The 23,301-nt window shown below is 70.1% G+C and carries 21 protein-coding genes; 14 read left to right on the top strand and 7 right to left on the bottom strand.

The window, feature by feature from the left end; translation table 11 throughout:
• Positions 1 to 238: 238 nt before the first annotated feature.
• Positions 239 to 988: an SDR family oxidoreductase gene (locus tag BST28156_RS24975; protein WP_174903615.1), complete on the bottom strand. Its 750-nt coding sequence runs from the start codon at positions 986 to 988 to the stop codon at positions 239 to 241.
• Between the two features lie 206 nt (positions 989 to 1,194).
• Here BST28156_RS24975 and BST28156_RS24970 point away from each other — a divergent pair, with 206 nt between their 5' ends.
• Positions 1,195 to 1,734, top strand: coding sequence for a MarR family winged helix-turn-helix transcriptional regulator (locus BST28156_RS24970; RefSeq protein ID WP_174903614.1), 540 nt, complete (start codon positions 1,195 to 1,197; stop codon positions 1,732 to 1,734).
• The gene (locus tag BST28156_RS24965) at positions 1,731 to 2,903 is read left to right on the top strand and encodes an MFS transporter (protein ID WP_174903613.1); all 1,173 of its coding nucleotides are present in this window, start codon (positions 1,731 to 1,733) and stop codon (positions 2,901 to 2,903) included. Before BST28156_RS24970 ends, BST28156_RS24965 begins: the two co-directional genes overlap by 4 nt.
• 63 nt (positions 2,904 to 2,966) lie before the next feature.
• On the opposite strand, the gene BST28156_RS24960 is transcribed toward BST28156_RS24965, so the two are convergent.
• On the bottom strand, positions 2,967 to 3,884 hold the full coding sequence (locus BST28156_RS24960; protein ID WP_174903612.1) for a LysR family transcriptional regulator: 918 nt from the start codon (positions 3,882 to 3,884) through the stop codon (positions 2,967 to 2,969).
• A 247-nt stretch (positions 3,885 to 4,131) separates the two neighbouring features.
• On the opposite strand from BST28156_RS24960, the gene pdxR reads away from it, so the two are divergent.
• The 8 genes from pdxR (at position 4,132) to BST28156_RS24920 (ending at position 12,019) form a co-directional block, all read left to right on the top strand.
• Positions 4,132 to 5,616, top strand: coding sequence for a MocR-like pyridoxine biosynthesis transcription factor PdxR (pdxR, locus tag BST28156_RS24955; RefSeq protein ID WP_174903611.1), 1,485 nt, complete (start codon positions 4,132 to 4,134; stop codon positions 5,614 to 5,616).
• Between the two features lie 95 nt (positions 5,617 to 5,711).
• The gene (locus BST28156_RS24950) at positions 5,712 to 6,149 is read left to right on the top strand and encodes a carboxymuconolactone decarboxylase family protein (RefSeq protein WP_174903610.1); all 438 of its coding nucleotides are present in this window, start codon (positions 5,712 to 5,714) and stop codon (positions 6,147 to 6,149) included.
• 10 nt (positions 6,150 to 6,159) lie between these two features.
• On the top strand, positions 6,160 to 6,582 hold the full coding sequence (locus BST28156_RS24945) for a cupin domain-containing protein (protein ID WP_174903609.1): 423 nt from the start codon (positions 6,160 to 6,162) through the stop codon (positions 6,580 to 6,582).
• 169 nt (positions 6,583 to 6,751) lie between these two features.
• Positions 6,752 to 7,450 (top strand): TetR/AcrR family transcriptional regulator, encoded by a 699-nt coding sequence (locus BST28156_RS24940; protein WP_174903608.1) that lies wholly within the window; start codon positions 6,752 to 6,754, stop codon positions 7,448 to 7,450.
• A complete protein-coding gene (locus tag BST28156_RS24935) occupies positions 7,447 to 8,412 on the top strand; it encodes an HlyD family secretion protein (RefSeq protein WP_174903607.1) in 966 nt (321 codons plus the stop codon). The genes BST28156_RS24940 and BST28156_RS24935 overlap by 4 nt, the downstream gene beginning before the upstream one ends.
• The gene (locus BST28156_RS24930; RefSeq protein WP_174903606.1) at positions 8,409 to 9,356 is read left to right on the top strand and encodes an ABC transporter ATP-binding protein; all 948 of its coding nucleotides are present in this window, start codon (positions 8,409 to 8,411) and stop codon (positions 9,354 to 9,356) included. Before BST28156_RS24935 ends, BST28156_RS24930 begins: the two co-directional genes overlap by 4 nt.
• On the top strand, positions 9,353 to 10,507 hold the full coding sequence (locus BST28156_RS24925) for an ABC transporter permease (RefSeq protein WP_060238242.1): 1,155 nt from the start codon (positions 9,353 to 9,355) through the stop codon (positions 10,505 to 10,507). The genes BST28156_RS24930 and BST28156_RS24925 overlap by 4 nt, the downstream gene beginning before the upstream one ends.
• A 9-nt stretch (positions 10,508 to 10,516) precedes the next feature.
• Positions 10,517 to 12,019 (top strand): efflux transporter outer membrane subunit, encoded by a 1,503-nt coding sequence (locus BST28156_RS24920; protein ID WP_174903605.1) that lies wholly within the window; start codon positions 10,517 to 10,519, stop codon positions 12,017 to 12,019.
• 108 nt (positions 12,020 to 12,127) lie between these two features.
• Here BST28156_RS24920 and BST28156_RS24915 read toward each other — a convergent pair whose 3' ends face one another.
• On the bottom strand, positions 12,128 to 13,345 hold the full coding sequence (locus tag BST28156_RS24915) for a porin (RefSeq protein ID WP_060238250.1): 1,218 nt from the start codon (positions 13,343 to 13,345) through the stop codon (positions 12,128 to 12,130).
• 476 nt (positions 13,346 to 13,821) lie between these two features.
• On the bottom strand, positions 13,822 to 14,886 hold the full coding sequence (locus tag BST28156_RS24910; RefSeq protein WP_174903604.1) for a phytoene/squalene synthase family protein: 1,065 nt from the start codon (positions 14,884 to 14,886) through the stop codon (positions 13,822 to 13,824).
• Positions 14,887 to 15,209: 323 nt separating this feature from the next.
• Here BST28156_RS24910 and BST28156_RS24905 point away from each other — a divergent pair, with 323 nt between their 5' ends.
• Positions 15,210 to 16,355: a glycerophosphodiester phosphodiesterase gene (locus BST28156_RS24905; protein ID WP_174903603.1), complete on the top strand. Its 1,146-nt coding sequence runs from the start codon at positions 15,210 to 15,212 to the stop codon at positions 16,353 to 16,355.
• Positions 16,356 to 16,411: 56 nt separating this feature from the next.
• Here BST28156_RS24905 and BST28156_RS24900 read toward each other — a convergent pair whose 3' ends face one another.
• Positions 16,412 to 18,037 carry a rhodanese-related sulfurtransferase gene (locus BST28156_RS24900; RefSeq protein ID WP_174903602.1) on the bottom strand — a complete coding sequence of 542 codons (1,626 nt, stop codon included), beginning with the start codon at positions 18,035 to 18,037 and terminating at the stop codon, positions 16,412 to 16,414.
• Between the two features lie 97 nt (positions 18,038 to 18,134).
• The gene (locus BST28156_RS24895; protein WP_174903601.1) at positions 18,135 to 18,701 is read right to left on the bottom strand and encodes a cysteine dioxygenase family protein; all 567 of its coding nucleotides are present in this window, start codon (positions 18,699 to 18,701) and stop codon (positions 18,135 to 18,137) included.
• A 62-nt stretch (positions 18,702 to 18,763) separates the two neighbouring features.
• Between BST28156_RS24895 and BST28156_RS24890 the strand changes: the two genes are divergently transcribed.
• Positions 18,764 to 19,681, top strand: coding sequence for a LysR family transcriptional regulator (locus tag BST28156_RS24890; protein ID WP_174903600.1), 918 nt, complete (start codon positions 18,764 to 18,766; stop codon positions 19,679 to 19,681).
• Between the two features lie 127 nt (positions 19,682 to 19,808).
• Here BST28156_RS24890 and BST28156_RS24885 read toward each other — a convergent pair whose 3' ends face one another.
• Positions 19,809 to 21,080: an acyl-CoA dehydrogenase family protein gene (locus BST28156_RS24885; RefSeq protein WP_174903599.1), complete on the bottom strand. Its 1,272-nt coding sequence runs from the start codon at positions 21,078 to 21,080 to the stop codon at positions 19,809 to 19,811.
• A 263-nt stretch (positions 21,081 to 21,343) separates the two neighbouring features.
• Between BST28156_RS24885 and BST28156_RS24880 the strand changes: the two genes are divergently transcribed.
• Both BST28156_RS24880 and BST28156_RS24875 read left to right on the top strand, forming a co-directional pair.
• Positions 21,344 to 22,429 carry an LLM class flavin-dependent oxidoreductase gene (locus BST28156_RS24880; RefSeq protein WP_174903598.1) on the top strand — a complete coding sequence of 362 codons (1,086 nt, stop codon included), beginning with the start codon at positions 21,344 to 21,346 and terminating at the stop codon, positions 22,427 to 22,429.
• 21 nt (positions 22,430 to 22,450) lie between these two features.
• On the top strand, positions 22,451 to 23,290 hold the full coding sequence (locus BST28156_RS24875; RefSeq protein ID WP_174903597.1) for a class II aldolase/adducin family protein: 840 nt from the start codon (positions 22,451 to 22,453) through the stop codon (positions 23,288 to 23,290).
• Positions 23,291 to 23,301 lie beyond the last annotated feature (11 nt).

Raw genomic sequence — 23,301 nt, 5'->3', positions numbered from 1 at the left:
CGGATGATAGCCTCGGATTAGACCGGTCGTCTAGTAAACGCGCGTTCGACCATGCGATCCGCATGGGTTTCCTGTCGTTCGGCATGCTACGGAGATATACGACGCGGAAAAGAATTGCAGCGGTCCGGCGATGCGCCTCCTCACCGCCGGATCAAACCGGCGCGGCAGCCGCAGCCCGGGCCGGGCCGGCGCGTGATCGCGCCGCCCGGTCACGCGGCCGCCGCAGCGCGAGGCAGCGTCAGAGCAGCCCCATCCCGCCCGACGCGATGATTTCGGCGCCGACGATGAACGCCGACTCCGGCGCGCTAAGGTGCAGCACCGTCGACGCGATTTCGTCCGGCGTCCCGAACCGGCCGACCGGCACCAGCCCGCGGATCTTGTCCGCCGTCGCGTCAAGCGTCGCCGCGTCGAGCCCGAGCTTGCCGTACAGCGGCGTCTGCACCGGCCCCGGGCTCACGACGTTCACCCGCACGCCGTGCGGCAGCAGCTCCGTCGACAGCGTCTTCGCGAACGAGTTGACGGCCGCCTTGCTTGCCGCGTAGACCGACGAACCCGGCATCCCGACATGCGCGTTGATCGAGCCGTTGATCACGATCGACGCGCCACGGTTGAACAGCGGCACCAGTGCCTGGATCTGGAAATACGGGCCCTTCACGTTGGTGTCGAATACGAGGTCCCACAGCGCCTCGTCTGTATCCGCGAACGGCCCAAGCTTCGCGACGCCCGCGTTGATGAACACTGCGCCGAGCCGCGCGCCGGCGGCGGCGATCGCGTCCGCAAGCGCGCGGGCGCCGGCAACCGTGCCAGCCTCGTTGCGAATCGCGATCGCGTCGGCGCCGAGCGCCTGCCGCGCGGTTTCGAGCGTGTGCGCATCGCGCCCGGTGATGATGACGCGCGCGCCTTCGGCCGCGAATGCCCGGGCTGCCGCCAGGCCGATCCCGCTGTTGCCGCCCGTGACGAGCACGGTTTTTCCTTCGAAGCGTTGCATGATGTTCTCCTGTGAACCGGTGATTGACCGTGAACACAGGATGCGCGCGCAGCCGGCGCGTGCCGTACGACGGGCGTGAAGCACCCGTTCGAAATCGTCGAACGAGTTTCGCCGACGCTGTCGACGGCTTGCGCACCGCAGCTTGCACGCCCCGCCCGATGCATGTAGGCTGCATATATGCATTCCGCATATATCGAGGCGAAGCGATGTCGAAGACCCACCGTGCCGAAAACCTGCTGGGCGTGCTTGCGCTGCTGATCGGCGACGAAATGAACCGGCTCGACGTCGCGGCCGCGCCGTCCGGCCAGACCGCGCGCGCGATGCTCAACGCGATCGCCCAGTACCCGAATGCATCGATCGAACTGATCCGCGATGCGGTCGACCTGTCGCATCCGGCCGCGGTACGCGCGATCGCCGCGCTCGTCGAGGCCGGCCTCGTCGACAAGCGTCCCGGCGCGGACAAGCGCACGGTCTCGCTCGCGCTGACGCCGGCCGGCCGCGCCGAGATGCAGCGGCTGCGCGACGCGCGCGAACAGATGCTGTCGCGCATCACGGGCCGGCTCGACGCGCACGAGCGGACGACGCTCGAGCAGTTGCTGATCAAGATCCTGTGGCACGAGACGCGCGATCCGTCGCATTCGATGCAACTCTGCCGCTTCTGCGACGACGGTCCCTGCATCGCGGCCGGCTGCCCGGTCGAATGCCGGGAAAACGGCGAACCGATGCCGTCCGGCAGCGCATCATGACTTCGCTCTGGCGCACCGTCGCGTCGCTGAACGCGGTCTCGACATGCGCGCAGATCGCGCAGTTCGGCCTCGGCTTCACCGTGTTGCCGGTCTGGCTCGCGGGCCGCGGACTCGCCGCGTCGCAGGTCGGCCTGTTCTCCAGCGCGCAGTTCGCCGGCATGCTCGCCGGCCTCGCGATCGCGCCGATGCTGCTCGCCCGTGTCGGCGCCAAGCGCACGGTGATGCTCGCGCTCGCGACGACGCTCGCCGGATTCGGCGCGATGCCGTTCGCCGGCTGGCCGCTGTGGATCGCACCCGGCGCGCTGATCGGTCTCGGGCTCGGCCTGCGCTGGATCGGCAACGAGACCTGGCTGTACGGGCTGGTGCCGCCGGAAACGAGCGGCCGCGTCGTCGGCGTGCACGAAGCGCTGATCGGCCTGGGCGGCGTCGTCGCGCCGGCGTTCGCCGCCGCGTCGGGTGTCGACGGCCGCGCAACGTTCGCGGCCGGCATCGCGTTTACGCTGCTGGCGGCCGTGCCGCTGACGGCGACCGCCTATGACCCGCGCACGCATGTCCGGGCACGCAGGCCGGACATGCGTGCCCCGCGCGCCCCGCTCGGGCCGCTGGTCGGGCTCGGCATGGTGGTGGCCGCCGTCGCCGGCTTATGCGACGGCGCGCTGTACGGCCTGCTATCGTTTTTCGCCGCGGGGCGCGGCCTGTCCGGCACGCAGGCGGCCACGCTGCTGATGCAGTTCGGCATCGGCGCCATCGCGATGCAGGTGCCGGTCGGCTGGCTCGTCGACCGCGCGGGACTCGCGATCGCGATTGTCGCGACGGCAGCCATCGCCACGGCAGCCGCGCTCGGGCTCGCACTCCCGACGCTGTCGCCGTGGGCAACCACGGTCGCGGCAATCGCGCTCGGCGGCGCGAACAGCGCGTTCCTGACGCTTGCGATGTGCGCCGCCGCGGCCGCCAACGGCGACGCTCCCGGACGCGCGATGCGCGTGATTTCGCTCGCGTTCGGTTTCGCGTCGATCGCGGGGCCGCTCGTCGCGAGCGCGCTGATGAAGGCGTTCGGCAGCGACGTACTCACGACGCTGCTCGCCCTGTCCAGCGCGATGCTGGCGATCTACGTGCTCGGCGTGCAGGCGGGACGCCGCGATGCGACACGCCCGCGGCTCATGCGCTGAAACAGGCCAGCCGTCAGGTCGGCGCGCCGACGCGCCGGATCTCCGCCCGATGCGCATCGTCGGTCACCCGCGCACGTCGATCCCGTCGAGCAACCGTTGCGCGAGTCTCGGCTCGCGCAGCCGCTCCAGCCACCATTGCAGCGCACGGCCGTCGCGCTCACCGCGCCACGCGACATACAGCACGTTCGGCCCGCGCGACTCGGCGGTCCGCTTCTCGACCAGCTCGCCGCGTGCCAGCAGCGACGCCACGCGCCCGCGCGGCACCCAGCCGACGCCGAGCCCGTCGCGCTGTGCGAGGATCTTCGCACGCATCGACGGCACCGCGAGCAACGGCTGCCCGCCCAGCAGCCCGTACACGCGGCCCGCCACCAGCCGCGACGAATCGGCGACGACGACCGCACGATGCGCGCCGATCGCGTCGCGCGACAGCGCATCGTCGATCGCCGCGAGCGGATGGCGCGGCGATACCGCGAAGACCCAGTCCATCACGCCCAGCTCGAACCATTTGAGCCCCGGAATCGCCGGCGGCTCGTTGGTCGCGCCGACCACCAGGTCCGCCCGGCCATCGCGCAGCGCTTCCCACGTGCCGCCGAGCACCTCGTGCGTGAAGCGCAGCGACACGCCCGATTCGAGCGCGTCGAACGCTCGGATCACCGGCAGCATCGTGTCGAACTCCAGCAGTTCGTCGCTGGCGATCCACAGCCGATCCTCCCAGCCGCTCGCGACCTGCTTCACGCGCCGCGTGAGCCGTGCGACGTCGAGCATCAGGCGCGACGCCTCGTCGGCCAGCAATTGCCCGGCCGGCGTGAGTTGCAGCCGGTAGCGGCGCCGGTCGAACAGCAGCGCGTCGAAGCGCGCCTCGAGCTGGCGCGCCGCGTGCGACACCGTCGACGGCGCCTTGCCGAGACGCGCGGCCGCACGCGACAGGCTGCCGGTCGCGCGGATCGCGTCGAGCAGTGCAAGTTCGTCTTCGGACAGCATGGCGTCGCTCCAGTCTCGGGATGTCGCGATCGTAAGGCAGCGGCATGCGGCGGTCCAATCGCCCGCGCGCCGGCCGGCGTGCGCGATGCCGTGTTCCGGCGGCCGTCGGCGGGTGGCCGATCGGCAAACCGACGCTTCCCCGCCGAATCGCGCCGCGTGCGCGAAGCCTCCCCGCCCCGACAATCCGGCGGCATACTGCCGGCATGCCGATCCAGGCAAAATTCCTCCAACTGAGGTAACCACTGCGATGGATATCGCCATCCGCATCGAAGGCCGGCACGACCTGAGCGGCCAGATCTTCCGCCAACTGCGCACCGCGATCGTCGACGGGCGGCTCGAAAGCGGTGCACGGCTGCCGTCGACCCGCGATCTCGCGAAGCAGCTCGGCGTGTCGCGCAAGACCACGCTCGACGCGTTCGAGCGCCTTGCCGCCGAAGGCTACCTGACCACGCGCGCCGGCGACGGCACGTTCGTCGCCGGCGGCCTCGCGCGCGTCCCGCATCGGACCGGCGCGTCGACGCCGTCGCTGGTCGAGGACGCGCCGCGCATCGACGCGGTCGACGCGCGCGCGCTGTGGCGCGAACTGCCCGACGGGCCCGCAATGCCCACGCCGCGGGAAACGCCGGGCTTCGACTTTCGCGGCGGCGTGACCGACAAGACGCTGTTCCCGTTCGATGCGTGGCGGCGCTGCCTGCACCATGCGCTGCGCCAGCAGGCGCGCGGACCCGGCCAGTACCACGACCCGGCCGGCGACCCGCAGCTGCGCGGCGCGATCGCACGCTACGTTGGCTTCAACCGCGCGGTCGCCTGCAACTGGGACGACGTGCTCGTCACGCAGGGCGCGCAGCAGGCGCTCGATTTGATCGCGCGCGTCGTCGTGCGGCCCGGCGACGTCGTCGCGGTCGAGGATCCCGGCTATCCGCCGGCCCGCGCCGCGTTCGCGTCGCTCGGCGCGACGGTGATCGGCGTGCCGGTCGATGCGCACGGCCTCGTCACGACGCGGCTGCCCGACGACGCGCGGCTCGTCTACGTGACGCCGTCGCACCAGTTTCCGCTCGGGATGCCGATGAGCCTGGCGCGCCGCGTCGCGCTGCTCGAATGGGCGCAGCGGCGGCGCGCGGTGATCATCGAGGACGACTACGACGGCGAATTCCGTTTCGAGGGGCGGCCGATGGAGTCGCTGAAAAGCCTCGACCGCACGGGCCTCGTCGCCTACGTCGGCACGTTCTCGAAGACGATCTTTCCCGAGCTGCGGATCGGCTACGCGATTCCGCCCCGCGCGCTGCGCGGCGCGCTGGCCAAGGCTAAGCAGATCGTCGACTGGCACAGCTGCACGCTGACCCAGGTCGCGCTCGCGCGCTTCATGCTCGAAGGCGATTTCGCGCGGCACCTGCGCCGCGTGCAGAAGCACTACGACGCACGCCGCAAGATGCTGATCGCGCACCTGCGCGGCGACCTCGCACCGTGGTTCGACGTGGTCGTGCCGAGCGCCGGCATCCATCTCGTCGCGCACCTGAGGCCGGGGCTCGACGAAGCCGCACTGGTTCGCGCGGCGCGCGCGCACGACATCGGGCTGTACGGGACCGCCGCGTTTCACGTCGGCGTGCCGGTGCGCGCGGGGCTGCTGTTCGGCTATGGCGGCATCGACGCGCTGCGCATCGATGCCGCGCTCGCGACGCTGGCCGCGCTGCTCGGCTCGGGAGCGGCGGGCGCAGCCGAACTGGTTACCTGAATTTTCAGAAAATTGGCCATTCTGAAAGGCCAATCGAATGCTTAAAGTAGGTCCTGTCGCGCCCCCGGGGCGCATCCACCGACAGAGGACCTGCCATGCAACCGCGCCTGAACTTCTATGCCGCCAGCCCGAACGCCATCAAGGTGATGCGCACTGCCGAGGACTTTCTCGCGAAGAGCTCGATCGAAAAGCCGCTCGCGGAACTCGTCCGCCTGCGCGCATCGCAACTCAACGGCTGCGCGTTCTGCGTCGACATGCACACGACCGACGCACGCAACGGCGGCGAAACCGATCGCCGTCTCGCGACCATCGTCGCGTGGCGCGAAACGCCGTTCTTCACCGCACGCGAACGCGCGGCGCTGGAGTGGACCGAGGCGCTGACGCTGATCGCCGACAACCACGTGCCCGACGCCGTCTGGGAAGCCGTGAAGCCGCACTTCAGCGACGAGGAGCTGTTCGACCTGTCGCTGCTGATCGGCACCATCAACTCGTGGAACCGCTTCGCGATCGCGTTCCGCAAGATGCCCGAGTAAGGCGGCGACGATGACCCGCTCCCTGCTCCGGCGCACGGCCCTTTGCACGGCGCTGTCGCTCGGCGCCGCGCTGCTGCCGGCCGGCGCGCACGCGCACGACGCGGCCGATGCCTTGCACGCGATCATGCGGCAGCCGGTGCCCGAGGCGCCCGGCAAGCTGGTCGTCGTCGCGACCGTCGACTACGCGCCGGGCCAGGCATCCGAGCCGCACCGGCATCTCGGCTCCGTGTTCGCGGTCGTGTCGAAAGGCGAAGTGCTGTCGCAGGTCGACGACGGCCCGCTGCGCCGCTACCGCGCCGGCGAAGGCTGGTACGAGCCACCCGGCTCGCGCCATCGGGTATCGCGCAACGCGAGCGCGACCGAGCCCGCGCAGCTCGTCGTGTTCGGGCTGACCGGCGAGCACGCCCCGCTGAAGTCGCCGATCGACCCGTAACGTCGCGCCGCGCGTGCGGACCGGTGCGGTTCGCACGCTTGAGCCGCTGCCTCCATGCCGGGCCTTGCCACGTCCGCGCCCGCCTCCTTTCGCCGCTTTGCTGATCTCGATCAATCCCGGCGAAAACCCTTCCTTGAAATTAACTAACTCATCAATTAGTGTGGTCTGCATGAGCGTGAAACCCACCGTCACCAAGCCGCGCGGGCGCCGCCCGTCGGTGGACGATTTCGACTTGCGCGACCACATGCTCGACGTCGCGATCGCGCTGTTTGCCGAACGCGGCATCGCGGCCACCACGGTCGCGCAGATCGCCGCGGCCGCGGGCGTCACCTCGGCGATGGTCCACTACTACTTCACGAACCGCGAACAACTGCTCGATGCGATCGTCGAGGAACGGCTCGCCCAGGCGATCGCATTCGTGTGGCGGCCGACCGACCGGCGCATCGACGACGATCCGTTCGCGCTCGTCGCCGAACTCGTCGACCGCTTCTTCGACGTGACGCACCGGATGCCGTGGCTGCCGTCGATCTGGCTGCGCGAGATCGTGCACGAAGGCGGGATGCTGCGCGAACGGATGCTCAGGCGCATTCCGCTCGACCATGTCGGGCGGTTCGCCGAGCGCGTGCGCGCCGCGCAGCAGGCCGGCACGCTGAACCCGGCGCTCGAACCGGCCTTCCTGTTCCATTCGATCATCGCGCTCGTGATGCTGCCGCTCGCGACCGCGAAGCTGTGGCAAAGCGCACGCGGGCTTCCGCCGATCGACCGCGACGTGCTGCACCGCCATGTCCGCGCGCTGCTCGGCACCGGGATGCAGCCGCCCGCCGCCAAGCCCCGCGCGCGGGCACGCACGCCGCGGAGGCCATCGTGAACGCGGCGCGCGCGTTGCCGCCCGCGCTGGTCGCGGTCGTCGCGCTGCTCGCCGGCTGCGGCAAACCGGCCGACCGCACGCCGACCTACCAGGGCTATGTCGAGGGCGAGTTCGTGTACCTGTCGTCGTCGCAGTCGGGCACGCTGACGCAGCTGTCGGTCGCGCGCGGCCAGACGGTCGCGGCCGGCGCGCCCGCGTTCTCGCTCGAGGCCGTCAGCGAGACGGCCGCGCTGCAGCAGGCGCAGCACCAGCTCGACGCGGCACGCGCGCAGCTGGCCGACCTGCGCACCGGCAAGCGGCCGCCCGAGGTCAACGTGACGAAGGCGCAGCTCGCGCAGGCCGCCGCGCAGGCGTCGCGGGCCGCCGCCCAGCTCGCGCGCGACGAGCGCCAGTACGCGGCGGGCGGCATCTCGAAGCAGCAGCTCGACGATTCGCGCACGTCCGCGCAAACCACCGCCGCGCAAGTGCGCGAGTTGCAGAACCAGGTCGACGTCGCGCGCCTGCCGGGTCGCGCGCAGCAGGTCGCCGCCCAGGCCGCGCAGGTCGACGCCGCCCAGGCGGCCGTCGCCGAAGCGCAATGGAAACTCGATCAGAAGCGCGTCGCCGCGCCGGCGGCCGGACGCATCCAGGACACGCTGTACCGCGTCGGCGAATGGGTGCAGGCCGGCAATCCGGTCGTGCAGATGCTGCCGCCGCAGAACCTGAAGGTGCGCTTCTTCGTGCCGGAGGCCGCCGTCGGCTCGCTCGCGCCGGGCCGCGCGGTCATGATCCACTGCGACGGCTGCGCGGCCGACGTGCCCGCGCGCATCACCTATGTATCGAACCAGGCCGAATACACGCCGCCCGTGATCTACAGCAACGAGAGCCGGACCAAGCTCGTGTTCATGATCGAGGCGCACCCGGCCGTCGCGGACGCGCCGAAGCTGCATCCGGGCCAGCCCGTCGCCGTGAGGGTGCCGTGAGCGCGCCGCAAGCCCCGTATGCGATCGACGTCGAGCGCCTGAACAAGCGCTTCGGCGACAAGCACGTCGTGAAGGACGTGTCGCTGCGCGTCGCGCGCGGCGAGATCTTCGGCTTTCTCGGGCCGAACGGCAGCGGCAAGACCACGTCGATCCGGATGATGTGCGGGCTGCTGACGCCCGACTCGGGCAGCGGCACCTGCCTCGGCTACGACATCGTGCGCGACAGCGCGCAGATCAAGCGCCGCGTCGGCTACATGACGCAGCGCTTCTCGTACTGGGAAGACCTGTCGATCCGCGAGAATCTCGACTTCGTCGCGCGCGTGTACGGGATGGCCGACCGCCAGGCGGTCGTCGCGCGCGCGCTCGACGGGCTCGGCCTCGCAAGCCGCGCCGACCAGCTGACGGGCTCGCTGTCGGGCGGCTGGAAGCAGCGCCTCGCGCTCGCCGCGTGCATGCTGCACGAGCCCGAACTGCTGCTGCTCGACGAACCGACCGCGGGCGTCGATCCGGCCGCGCGCCGCGACTTCTGGGAGGAACTGCACCGGCTCGCCGCGCAAGGCATCTCGGTGCTCGTCAGCACGCACTACATGGACGAGGCCGAGCGCTGCCACAAGCTCGCGTATATCGCCTATGGCGAACTACTCGCGCAGGGCACGTCGGCCGAGATCGTCGCGTCGCAGCGCTTGTCGACCCGCGCGATCACCGGCGAACGCCTGGCCGAACTGTCCGCGCGGCTGCACGCGATGCCGGGCGTCGACCAGACCGTCGTGTTCGGTTCCGCGCTGCACGTCAGCGGCCACGATCAGGCCGCACTCGACGCGACGCTCGCGCAGGTCGCGCGCGACCCGTCGCTGCGCATCGCGCCGATCGACACCGGGCTCGAAGACGTGTTCATCTACATGATGAGCCGCGCAGCCGGCCCGGCCGGCGGAGCATCGTCATGAGCACGTGGGCGCGCCTGCACGGCTCGTTCTCGGTCGCCCGCTGGTGGAGCATCGTGCTGAAGGAATTCCTGCAGCTGCGCCGCGACCGCGTGACCTTCGCGATGATCGTCGGCGTGCCGATCATCCAGCTCGCGCTGTTCGGCTTCGCGATCAACACCGATCCGAAGCATCTGCCGACCGCGGTGATCGTCGCCGATCCGAGCCCGTTTGCGCGCAGCTTCATCGCCGCAATGCGCAACTCCGCGTACTTCGACATCGTCGAGACGCTGCCCGACGAAGCGGCCGGCCGCGACGCGCTCGCGCGCGGCGACGTGCTGTTCGTGCTGAACGTGCCGGCCGATTTCTCGCGCCGGCTGCTGCGCGGCGAGCGTCCGTCGCTGCTGGTCGAGGCCGACGCGACCGATCCGGTCGCGACCGCGTCCGCGCTCGGCGCGCTGGCGGGCCTCGTGCAGCCCGTCGCCGACAAGGACCTGACCGGCCCGCTCGCGCACCTGAACGGCCGCCCGCCGGCGTTCGACGTCGAGCTGCACCGGCTGTACAACCCCGAAGGCATCACGCAGTACAACGTCGTGCCGGGTCTGATGGGCGTGATCCTGACGATGACGATGGTGATGATGACGGGCCTCGCGATCACGCGCGAACGCGAGCGCGGCACGATGGAGAACCTGCTCGCGACGCCGGTGCGGCCGATCGAGGTGATGACGGGCAAGATCGTCCCGTACGTGTTCATCGGGCTGATCCAGGTGTCGATCATTCTCGCGGCTGCGCGGTTCGTGTTCGAGGTGCCGTTCGTCGGCAGCCTGTTCGCGATCTACCTGGCCGCACTGCTGTTCATCGCCGCGAACCTGACGGTCGGCATCACGCTGTCGTCGCTCGCGCAGAACCAGTTGCAGGCGATGCAGCTCGCGGTGTTCTACTTCCTGCCGAACATCCTGCTGTCGGGCTTCATGTTCCCGTTCGCGGGGATGCCGGCGTGGGCGCGCTTCATCGGCAACCTGCTGCCGCTCACCTACTTCAACCGCCTCGTGCGCGGCATCCTGCTGAAGGGCGACGGCTGGGCCGACCTGTGGCCGTCCGTATGGCCGGTCGCGTTGTTCACCGTCGTCGTGATGGGCGTCGCGCTGCGCTTCTACCGGCGCACGCTCGATTAGGACCGCGCGATGAGGCCCGCCCCGCTCCGCCTGCCCGCCGCCGCTCGCGCGACCGCCATTGCATCGCTCGCGGCCGCGTCGCTGCTGGCCGGATGCGCGGTCGGTCCGGATTTCTACACGCCGGACGCACCGGCGACGCAACGCTACACGCGCGGCGCGCCGCCGCCGGCGACCGCAGCCGCTGGCGGCCCGGCCGGCGACGCGCAGACGTTCGCGCCGAGCGCGCATGCACTCACGCGCTGGTGGACGGCGTTCGGCTCCGAGCCGCTGAACCGGCTCGTCGATACCGCATGGCGCAACAGCCCGACGCTTGCCGAAGCCCGCGCGCGGCTCGACGAAGCGCGGCAGAACTACGTCGCCGAAGCCGGCGCGACGATGCTGCCGCGCGTCGACGCGAACCTGTCCGCGACGCGCGAGAAAGTCGATGTCGCCGCGTTCGGCCTGCCCGCCAGCGTGCCCAATCCGGGGCCGTTTACGCTGTACGACGCGTCGGTGAACGTGTCGTACGCGCTCGACGTGTTCGGCGGCAACCGGCGTGCGCTCGAAGCACTGCTCGCGCAGGTCGACTACCAATCGTATACGGTCGATGCCGCGCGCCTGACGCTCGCCGGCAATGTCGTCGCGACCGCGATCCTGCGCGCTTCGCTGGCCCGGCAGATCGCACTCACGCGCCAGCTCATCGCTGCGCAGGCGCAGCAGCTGCGCATCGTCGACGCGCGCGCCGCGGCAGGCGGCGTTTCGCAGGCCGATGTCCATGCGCAGCGCACGCTGCTTGCGCAAATGCAGGCCACGCTGCCGCCGCTCGCGACACGCGTCGCGCAGGCCGATCATCGGCTCGCGATCCTGCTCGGCACGCCGCCCGCCGAGACCGACCTGCCGGACCTGACGCTCGATGCACTCGCGTTGCCGCGTACCTTGCCCGTCACGCTGCCGTCGACGCTCGCGCGCGAGCGGCCCGACATCCGTGCGGCGGAAGCGCTGCTGCATCAGGCGAGCGCGAACGTCGGCGTCGCGACCGCGAACCTGTATCCGCGCTTCTCGATCTCGGCGGGCATCGGCTCGGAACGCACGCGCATCGCCGATATCGTGAATGGATTGAATATCTGGAACGTGGGCCTCGGCCTCACGCAGCCGCTCTTTCATGGCGGCGAGCTGCGCGCGAAGAAACGCGCGGCGCAGGCCGCGTACGACGCGGCATTCGCGAGTTATCGAGACACGGTGCTGCAAGCGCTGCAGCAGGTCGCCGACGCGATGCGCGCGGTGGAACACGATGCGGCCGAACTGCAGGCAACCGACATCGCCGCGCAGGAAGCGTCGGCGCGCCGCGCAATTGCCGGCAACCGTTACGCGTCGGGCGGAATCAGTACGTTCGACCTGCTCGACACGCAGCGGCAGGTACTGCAGACGGCGCTCGACCGCACGCGCGCGCAGGCCGATCGATTGACCGATACGGCGGCGCTGTTTCAGGCGCTGGCGGGCAATGGAATCGACGATGCCGCGCAGTCGCAGTGAATGACGGGACGGTTTGCGCGCGACCTGCGCCGCCCATGAAAAAACCGGCCCGAAAGCCGGTTTCTTCGATACCGCAGGAGTGACGCGGCGCTCGCGCGCCGCGCGACATCAGAAGCGGTGGATCAGGCCGACGCCGACGCCGATCTGGTTCTGCTTCGAACCTGCGCCCACGCCGTCGCCGATCGACGTCGTCGCGGCAATGATGCCGCCGTTACCGCCGATCGTGTTGCCGCTGGAGTGCTGGTAAGCCTCAAGCGCGTACAGGCCCGTGCGCTTCGACAGGCTGTAGTACTGCGACAGCGTGACCTGGTGGTACTTGGCCGAACTCGAGATGCCGTTCGACTGCGTTGCCGCCGTGTACGAGTAGCCCGCCGCGAAGTCCCACTGCGCCGATGCCTTCCAGTGCAGCACTGCGCCGCCGGTATTGAAGATCGCGGTGTTCGCGAAGCCCGAGTTCGCGCCCGGGATGTACTGGACGTTCGAGTACGACACCGAGATATCCCACGCCGGCGTGAACTGGTAGCCCGCCGTCACGGCCAGGCGTTGCTGCGCCTGTGCGAAGCGGTAGCCGTTGTTGATCGACGACACGGCCGGTTCCGCACCGTTGCCGCTCGAATCGAGGCCGTTCTGGACTGTCGAGTTCGCGCCCCACACGCCGCCGCCATACGTCGAGTTGTTGATGCGCTGGAAGCCGACCGCGACGCCTGCCGGGCCGTTCAGGTACTGGATCGCCGCGCTCCACGTCGAGCCGCGGTTCACGCTGCCCGGCACGCCGCCGAACGAGTACGAACCGCCGACCGTGAAGCCGTAGAACTTCGGCGACATGTAAACGAGCGAGTTGTTCGCGCGGTAGCTGGTATCCAGCGAGTCGATATCGCCCGGGTGCGCGCCGTAATAGCCGGTCAGCCAGGTCGTCGGGCTATACGGCGACAGCAGCGTGTAGTACGCGGTGTACTGGCGGCCGGCCGTCAGCGTACCGTAGACCGGGTTCGTCATCCCGACCCACGCCTGACGCGTGAAGATGCCGCCCGACCACTGCGACGTACCGTTGTTCGCGTTGAAGCCGGCTTCCAACTGGAAAATCGCCTTCGTGCCGCCGCCGAGATCTTCGCTGCCCTTCAGGCCGAAGCGGCTACCTGCCCAGATGCCGGTGGCCATCTGCACCTTCGAGTGACCGCCCGTGGTCGCGCCGGTTGCCGACGAGTTGTTCTGGTAGGCGATGGCGTTATCGACGATACCGTACAGGGTCACGCTGCTCTGAGCGTGGGCGGCGGTAGCGGCCGCAAGGCCGGCTGCCGTCATGGCGACAGCGACGCGCTTTTTCATTGATTCTCCGTCCTCAAAGATTGATTCTTTTCTGGTGTGGTCTTGTGACACATGTGCGAGTACATGCCGGCGCAATTCTGACGGATTACCGATTATTTCCCAACACGCGCAGTCGGTCATCGTATGATCGACGCAACGCGCAGGTTCACCAAATGGTTACATAACACCTGAAAACGCTTATGCGGCGGGCGTTTACGGCATTTCCCGGTGAAAACCCTAGCTTTACATTTTTACTGGTGCACGGCGACCGTCGGAAGTCGTCAGACGCCTTGCGGCCCGGCCGTCTTACACATGCATGACGACGGCGCGCGGCTGCGACGCAGGCAACCGCGCAGGATCGCTGACGATCGTGACACGCGCATTGCGGCAGCCCAAGCATCGTGCGGGCGGGCGGAAATGCTCGGGATAGCGAACGGGAGCGGCCCGACGAACGCGGGCCGAAGGGATGCGGCCGGCGCGGCGCGCCGGCCGGGAATTCAGCGCGATGCGGTGCGGGCGATCCGCGTTTCGACCGCGTCGGCGAGCGTCGAGATGCGCGCGCGGATCGCCGCATTCGAGCCGACCATCGCGAGCGACGACGCCATGATCCGATAGATGCGCTTGCGCGGCACCTTCGACGGCTGCGCCGGGTCGAGCCACGCGTCGTTCGCGGCCAGCAGTTCGAGCGTTTCGAGCCCGATCAGGATCGGCCACAGGCACGCCAGCCGCAGCCGCACGAAGCGGCGCGGGATCGCAAGCGTGTAGCGGCACGCGTCGCGATACTGCGCAAGCGCGACGCGCAGCAGGTCGAACAGCACGCCGCGCGCGCGCGCCGACGCGTCCGGCAACAGCAGGTCGGCCACGCCGAGCCCGTGCGCGCCGAGCACGTCCTCGGGCAGGTAGCAGCGGCCGATGCGCAGATCCTTCGCGCAGTCGCGCAGGATATTGGTCATCTGCAGCGCCTTGCCGAAGCGGATGCCCTTCTCGCGCATGTCCGGCAGGTCCCAGCGCCGCGCCGCCCGCGTATGCATGCCGGTCATGTCGGTCCAGAATTCGCCGACGCAGCCCGCGACCAGATACGTATAGCGGTCCAGCACGTCGCGCGCCGGCAGCGCCGCGACCCGCCCCGACTGCTCGTCGGGGAACGTGCGCAGGTCGAACTCCATCCCCGACGTCAGCGTCGCGACGACCTTGCGGATCGACGCGCGGTCCGCTTCCGGCTGCGCGCGCAGCAGCCCGAGCATCGGCGCCATCGAGCCGAGCAGCACGTGCTCGTGCGAATCGGTCTGCATCCGCGTCACGTCTTCCAGTGCGCGCGACAGCGCCGCGCCGTCGCCGAGCCGTTCGATCTCGTCGCGCAGGTCGGTCAGCAGCGCCGCGCGGCGATCGGGCGCGACGAGCGCCGTGTCCGCGATCGTGTCGGCCGCGCGCGCGAGCAGATACGCGAGGCCGACGGGGTCGCGCATGCCGTCGGGCAGCACGCGCAGCGTCAGGTAGAAGGAGCGGGAAACGTTCTTCAGCAGGTCGCCGAGCAGATAGGCGGGATCGGTACGAGTCGTCATGGGTCGGGAAAAATCGGCCGGCACGCGCGCCCGACGCACGCGGCGCCCGGCGCACGCGCCGGTCCGCGAGTCGCCGCACCGCCGCACGACGGGCGTCCGGCCCGGCGCGGCGATGCAAAAAGTCCCGCAAGTTTAGTGCATCCGGCGCGCGGGCCGCATACGCACACCGCCTTCCTCACAATAAACAAGAAAGGCGAAAGTAATACATATGTAATGATTCGATGCGACGATCGCGTCCCGTTCGATGCGTGGCGGGCCGTCGCGAACGCCGCGCCGCCGCAGCGACCGCCCTTTTCCGATTCCCGTTTCGAAGGTTTCCCGACATGCTCTTCAAGCGCCCGACCGCCGCCCGCCACGTTCCGCTCGCCTGCGCCGCCGCGTTCCTGCTCGCCGCCTGCGGCGGCGACGACACGCTCGTGGCCGACCCGACCCGGCCGATTGCCGCGAAAGTCCAGGTAGTCGGCCATCGCGGCGCGAGCGCGCTGCGTCCCGAGCACACGCTCGCGTCGTACCGCAAGGCGATCGACGACGGCGCGGACGTGATCGAGCCCGACCTCGTCGCGACCCGCGACGGCGTGCTGGTCGCGCGCCACGAGAACGAGATCTCGGGCACCACGAACGTGTCGGCGCTGCCGCAGTTCGCGGACCGCAGGACGACCAAGACGATCGACGGCGCGTCGCTGACCGGCTGGTTCACCGAGGACTTCACGCTCGCCGAGCTGAAGACGCTGCGCGCCCGCGAACGCATCCCGCAGGTCCGCCCCGCGAACACCGCGTACAACGACCGGTTCGAGATCCCGACCTTCGACGAAATCGTCGCGCTCGCGAAGCAGATGTCCGCGCAGACGGGCCGCACGATCCACCTGTATCCGGAAACCAAGCATCCGACCTACTTCCAGTCGATCGGCCTGCCGCTCGAGGACCGTCTTGTCGATGCGCTGCTGAAGGACAGCTACACGGCGCGCACCGCGACCGTCTACATCCAGTCGTTCGAGGTCGCGAACCTGAAGGCGATCCGCAACCGGATCGGCGCGAGCCAGCCGAACTGGAAGCTCGTGCAGCTGATGGACGAAGCCGACCAGCGCCCGTACGACTTCGTGAAGGCGAACGACACGCGCACCTACGGCGACCTGTCGACGCGCGACGGGATGCGCGAGATCGCGACCTATGCGAACGGCGTCGGCCCGTACAAGACGTCGATCATCGCGGTCGGCGCCGACGGCACGCTGCAGCAGCCGACGCAGTACGTGCGGCATGCGCACGAAGCGGGGCTCGTCGTGCATCCGTACACGTTCCGGCCCGAGAACAACTTCCTGCCCGCGTCGCTGAAGGACGGCCGCACGCCGGACGCGCGCAACACCGACGGTTCGGTGCGCGAGATCCAGGCCTACCTGCGCGCGGGCATCGACGGCTTCTTCACCGACGATCCGGCCGTCGGCCGCACTGCCGTCGATACGTTCAGGCGCTGAGCGGCAGCGGCGCGGTGTGCCGCCGCGCCGCCGTCGCCGTATCGCGCCGGCGAACGTCAGATCACGCTGAAGTGGTGCGTGCCGTCCCGCTTCAGCTGATCGACCAGCCCGTATTCCCAGTCGAGATACGCCTGCATCGCCGCCGCCGCGTTGTCGGTGCCCTCGTACGGCCGCCGGTAGCGGTCGACGCGCGGCGATGCGAGCCGCGTCTCGCCGCTTTCGAGCGGCAGGCCCGCATCGATCCAAGCTGCCGTGCCGCCGGTCAGCACCGCAATCTGCGCGGACGCGGGCAACAGCGCCCGCGCGTCGTCGGCCGCGAAGCGCGCGAGCAGGCTCGAACCGCAGGTGAACACGTAGCGCTGCGCGGGCGGGATCGCCGCGAGCGCGTCGCGCAGCTGCGCGCGCACCGCGAACCATGCGCCCGGAATGTGCCGCTTCACATAGTTGGCGCTGGCGGTCACGTCGACGATTGCAACGTCGCCGGGTGCAGCTTCCTTCAACCAGCCCGCCAGCGTCGCGGGCGACAGCTCGGTCGCGGGCGGCGGCGCAGGCACGTCGCGCGGCGGCTGGCCGGCTTCGGTAAACGCCGCGCTGCCCGCCGGCTCGACGACGCGCACGTCCCAGCCCATCTGCGCGAGCCACGACGCGGTCATGTCGGCGCGCACGCCGTCGTCGTCGGCGAGCACGATCCGCGCGCCGCGCACGGCCGCATGATGGTCGGTCTCCTGCACGAGCTGGCCGCCCGGCGTGTTGAGAAAACCCGGCAGATGGCCGGCCTCGTATTCTTCCGGCGTGCGCACGTCGAAGCGGTACAGCGTGCGGCCCGGCTCCTCGAGCGCCGCGACCTCCGCGAGCGCGATGCGCGGCACGCCGGCTCGCTCGGCCACCGCGCGCGCGGCCCGGCGCGCGTCCGCGCGCAGCGCCGGATCGATCTCGTCCGGAAAGCGGCGTGACGCGCCATGATCGAGCGTCTGGCCAGCGAGCGTCCAGCCGATCGTGCCGTTGCGCAGCGCGGCGACCGGATTCGGCAGCCCCGCGTTGACGAGCGACTGCGTACCGATGATGCTGCGCGTGCGCCCCGCGCAGTTGACAATCACCTGCGTCGCGGGATCCGGCGCGAGTGCGCGCACGCGCAGCACGAGTTCCGCGCCCGGCACGCTGGTCGCGGTCGGGATGCTCATCGTGCGGTACTCGTCGAAGCGGCGCGCATCGACGATCACGACGTCGGCCTTCGCGTCTATCAGCGCCTGCACCTCCTGCGCGGACAGCGACGGCGTATGCCGCTCGGCCTCGACCCATTCGCCGAACGACTTGCTCGGCACGTTCACGTCGATGAAGGTTTCGCCGCCCGCGGCGAGCCAGCCCGCGAGGCCGCCGTCGAGCAGCCGCACGTCGGTGTAGCCGAGCCGCGCGAGCGTTTCGGCCGCGCGCGGCGCGAGATCCTCGCCGTTCGCTTCGCCGTAGACGACGATCGGCGTGTCGCGACGCGGAATGCGCGTCCAGGCGTCGAGCTCGAGCTTCGACAGCGGGAAATTGGCGGCCCACAGCGGATGGCCTTGCGCGTACGGATCCTCCTCGCGCACGTCGATCAGCGCGATCTCGTCGCGGGCAAGCAGGCGCGCGCGTACTTGCTGGTACGACGCGGTGGGAAAACGTGAAGTGGAATCGGCGGAGAGCGTCACGGTGAGGTCGGTTGAAGTCGAGGAAAAGGAAACGGAAATGGCATCTTGAGCCGGCACGCGCGCGCCTGCAACGGGCGGTGCGTCATGCCTTCGCGCATCAAGCATTCGAATAGCCGGACACGAACGGCTTCACGGTGCCGTCGTCGAGGTACACCGCGCGCTCGACCTTGCCGATGTTCGCGCCGTACACGTGGATGCTGATCGATACCTGGTCCGCGAACGCGTTGGTCACGCGATGGATGTCGCCGATGCGCGGCGACACGGCCTCGACCTGGCCCGGCGCCAGCCGCGCCGCGTCGCCCGACGGCACGGGCCGGCCCGCTTCGTCGAGCCGGTACGGCTGCGACAGCTCGGCGCCGCGCAGCATCCCGATCAAGCCCCACACCGTGTGATTGTGGATCGGCGTCGTCTGGCCCGGCCCCCACACGAAGCTGACGACCGAGAAGCGCTCGCCGGGATCCAGATACAGCAGGTACTGGCGGTAGCGCTCGGGATCGGGCTGCGCGAACGCGTCGGGCAGCCAGTCGTCGTGCGCGACGAGCGCGGCGAGCAGCGCGCCGCCCTCGTCGAGGATGCGCGCCTCGTTCGCGCCGGACGCGAGCAACGTATCGAGCCCGTCGACGAACGGGCGCAGCGGCGTCTGATGCAACGAAAGCGTACTCATCGGCGGCCTCTTCGAATATGATGGATCGTCATGATGCACCTGAAATACCATGCAGAACAAACATGAAAATTAGCGATATCGACGCTTTTGCAGCAGTCGTCCGCTGCCAGACCCTGAGCCAGGCCGCGGCCGAGCTCGGGATGACGCAGCCCGCGATCACGCGGCGCGTGCAGAATCTCGAGGAAGCGCTCGGCGTGACGCTGCTCGACCGCAACACGAAGCCGCCGCGCCCGACCGACATCGGCCGGCAGGTGTTCGAGCAATGCCGCACGATCCTGCGCGAGGTCGATGCGCTGCGCGAACTGACGGCCGGCGGTCAGCCGCCCGCGGGCGAATTCCGCGTCGGGCTCACGCAGGGGCTCGGCGAGCTGATGCTGCCGGGCCTGATCGCGAAACTGGGCGCGCAGTGGCCCGCACTCGCGACTCAGGTGACGACCGCGTGGGGCGGGATGCTGGTCGAACGCGTCGCACGCCGCGAGCTCGATGCGGCGCTCGTGTTCCTCGCGCGCGAAATGATGCTGCCGCCGCAGGTCGACGGCGACCGGCTGCTCGCCACGCGGCTCGTCGTGGTCGGCCGCCGCGGCGACTGGCCGCGCCGCAGCTACCGGCTCGCCGACTGCCATGCGCGCGGCTGGGTGCTCAATCCGGACGGCTGCGGCTTTCGCGCGGGGCTGCGGCGCGCGCTCGACGCGCAGGGCCTGCCGATGCCGGTCACGCTCGACACGTACGGCCGCGACCTGCAGTTGCAGAGCGTCGCGAACGGCGTCGGCCTCGGGCTGATGCCGTTGCCGCTCGTCGAAGGCAGCCCGCTGCGCGAGGCGCTCGACATCGTGCCGCTCGCCGACTTCAAACCGCAGATCGATCTGTGGCTGCTGCGCCGCCAGGACGCGGCCCGCTTCGCGGCGCCGCTCGCCGCGATCGCCGCGCATGCGCGCACGGCGTTCGACCTGCCGCCGCAAACGCGCGACAAGGCGGCGTGACCGCAAACGACGTACACGCGGCGCTGCGATGTTCATCGTTGTACTGCCGCCGCCATGCGACGCGTGGCGGCACTGCCTCTCATGTATCGCCCGCATCTTCCTGTTCGACCGCCCCGCACGTACCCGCCTACGCTGCCGTTTCGCGCGAACGCGCCGCATCGAGCGCCGCCCGCCCCGCCGCAACCGCGATCGCATCGTCCTGCGGCGTATGCACGCGGCCGCACAGCACGTCGCGATAGTGGCGTTCGAGCGGATTGTGACGGCTTAGCCCGTGATTGCCCGACAGCTTCAGCGCCTGCTCGACCGCCCGGATCGCGTGTTCGGTCACGCTGCGCTTGACGAGGCCGCTCGTCGTGACCGCCGGCGGCGCGCCCGCGTCGGTGCGCGCGATGTGATCGTCGAGCAGCACGCGGTTCGCGTGCAGCCAGCCCTCGATCTCGCCGACGGACTCCTGCACGCGCGGCAGCGTCGCGAGCGGTGCGCCGAGCCCGCTCGGCGCGCGTGTCGTCAGGAATTCGACGAGCCAGTCGCGGGATGCGCGCGCGACGGCGTCGTAAAGACTGCCGAGCAGCGCCACCATCCATGCCTGCTGGTCGGCTTGCGCGTCGGTGTCCGCGTGGCTCGCGGCCGACACGGCCCACGCATCGGGTGCGCGCACGTCCACCGCGTGGTCGGCCGGCAGCCGCACGTCGTCGAACACGACTTCGTGGCTGCCAGACGCGCGCAGCCCCAGGTGGTTCCAGCTTTCGATCACGCGGATGCGCGGATCGTCGGCGTCGGGTTCGCGCGGCACGAGGAACACGCCGACGCGCGGCGCCGGCTCGTCGGTGCGCGCCCAGACGGCGAGCCAGCGCAGCGCCGGAATCCCGGTGCTGTACAGCTTGTGGCCCGACAGCCGCCAGCCGTCGCCGTCGCGGCGCGCGACGGTATCGGGCAGGCCGCCTCGCGACGGCGAGCCGAGCGCGGGCTCGACGCGCAGCGCGTTGATCAGCGCGCCCTGCTCGACCGCACTGCCGAACACGCGGCGCCGCAGCCGCTCGGGCCAGCGGTTGTCGGCGCGGGCGAGCGCGCGATGCTGCAGATACGTCATCGTCAATACCAGCGCGGTCGCCGGATCGGCACGCGCGACCGCCGCGACGATTCGGCTCGCCTGCGCGAGCGTCGCGCCCGCGCCGCCATGTTCGCGCGGCACGACCTGTGCGATCAGCCCAGCGCGCTGCAACCGCGCAAAATTCTCGTGCGGGAAACGGCCGTCGGCGTCGTTGCGTGCGGCATCGACGGCCAGCTCGGGCGCGAGCCGGTCGAGCAGCGCGGCGACGCGCGCGTCGTCGGCAGGCAGATGGCGCAGCAGCGACGACGGCTGCAACGGCGTCGGAACAACGGCGGGACTCGCGGACATCGGGACGGATTCCTTCGGCAATGCAAAAACGGACATCGAGCGGGCGGCAAACCCGGCGCGCTGCGCGCCGGCGCGTCACGCCCGATCGATCGTGAGCCCACAGCGTAGGCGCAACGCCACGCCGCCCAAACCATGCAAATCTGATATTCAAATCGGGATTGATTATTTCCATTCCGCATGATCGCGGCGGTAATCTGCGCTCCATTCCTGCCCGCAGCCGGCCCGTGCGCCGCATCGGGCCGCCCTCAGCCCCGGAGACCCAGATGAGCGTCGAATTCATCGGCATGATCCAGAGTCAGAAGCAGTCGGAAATCCATCCGCCGACCGGCAATGCGGTCGATCCCGACTACGTGCGCGATTTCGCCCGCGCGCACGAAACGGCCGGCTTCGACCGGATCCTCGTCCCGCATCATTCGACCGGCCCGTCGGCGACGCTGACGATCGCGTTCGCGGCCGCCGCGACCGAGCGCATCCACTTCATGCTCGCGCACCGTCCGGGCTTCACCGCGCCGACGCTCGCCGCGCGGCAGATCGCGACGCTCGACCAGTTCAGCCGCGGCCGGCTCGCGGTGCACTTCATCTCGGGCGGCTCGGACAGCGAGCAGCAGCGCGACGGCGACTACCTCGATCACGACGCGCGCTATGCGCGCACCGACGAATACCTCGGCATCCTGCGCCGCATCTGGACCGAAGACCGGCCGTTCGATCATGCGGGCGCCCATTACCGCTTCACGCAGGGTTACTCGGAAGTGAAGCCGTTCCAGCGGCCGCACGTGCCGATCTATTTCGGCGGCGCATCGGAGGCCGCGCTCGCGGTGGCCGGCAAGCACGCGGACGTCTACGCGCTGTGGGGCGAATCGCTGGACCAGGTGCGCGACCTGACCGCACGCGTGCGCGCCGAAGCCGCAAAGCACGGCCGGCAGGTGCGCTTCTCGGTGTCGTTCCGCCCGATCCTCGCGGCGACCGAGGATGAAGCGTGGGCGCGCGCGTACCGGATCCTCGACGAAACGCGCCGGCTGCGCGAAGTGGCCGGCCTCGGCGCCGGCGGCCCGCAGCAGAGCGAAGGCGCGCGCCGGCTGCTGGCCGCGGCCGAGCGCGGCGCGCGCGTCGACAAGCGGCTGTGGACCGAGATCGCGCAGCTCACCGGCGCGCGCTCGAATTCGACCGCGCTGGTCGGCACGCCCGAGCAGGTCGCCGACGCGCTGCTCGACTACTACGACCTCGGCGTGACGACCTTCCTGATCCGCGGCTTCGATCCGCTGGAAGATGCGATCGACTACGGCCGCGAACTGATTCCGCGCGTGCGCAGCGCGGTCGCGGCACGCGACGCGGCCCGCCGCGCAGCCTGACGCCCCACGGAGACCGACCCGATGTCCGCCGTTCTTTCTTCGCCCGTGCGCACCGCATCGGGCCTCGTGCTCGCCGAATCTCCGCGCCAGCATTTCTGGTTCGATCCGCCCGCGCCGCGCAGCGACGTCGCCGCCGAGCGCCGTCACCGGCAGGAGCGGCTCGCGGGCGCGTTCCGGCTGTTCGCGCGCTACGGTTTCGCGTCGGGGCTCGCCGGCCACATCACCGCGCGCGATCCGGAGCTACCCGACCATTTCTGGGTGAATCCGCTCGGCGTGCATTTCTCGCAGATCAAGGTATCCGACCTGCTGCTGGTCAACGCACGCGGCGAAACCGCGATCGGCAGCCGGCCGCTGAACAAGGCCGCGTTCGCGATCCATGCGGCGATTCACGACGCGCATCCGCAGCTGGTCGCCGCCGCGCACACGCATTCGACCTACGGCAAGGCATGGTCGACGCTCGGCCGCACGCTCGATCCGCTGACGCAGGACGCATGCGTGTTCTACGAGGATCACGCGCTGTTCGACGACTTCACGGGGATGGTCGTCGACACCGATGAAGGAGCGCGCATCGCGCACGCGCTGGCGAAGCCCGACGGCGGCACGCACAAGGGCGTGATCCTGAAGAACCACGGCATCCTGACGGCCGGCCCGAGCGTCGAGGCCGCCGCGTGGTGGTACATCGCGCTCGACAACGCCGCGCATACGCAGTTGCTCGCCGAGGCGGCCGGCACGCCGCAACCGATCGACCACGCGACCGCGCGTCACACGCACGGCCAGATCGGCGGGCCCGAAGGCGCGCTGCACGCGTTCGACAGCCTGTTCGCGCGCGTCGTCGCCGACGAACCCGACCTGCTCGATTGAGCATTCCTTCC

Origin of the sequence: Burkholderia pseudomultivorans (genome assembly GCF_902499075.1) — a bacterium.
Taxonomy (GTDB): Bacteria; Pseudomonadota; Gammaproteobacteria; order Burkholderiales; family Burkholderiaceae; genus Burkholderia; species Burkholderia pseudomultivorans.
Note: the sequence above shows the minus strand (reverse complement) of the source record. Positions and strands in the feature narration are given on the sequence as shown.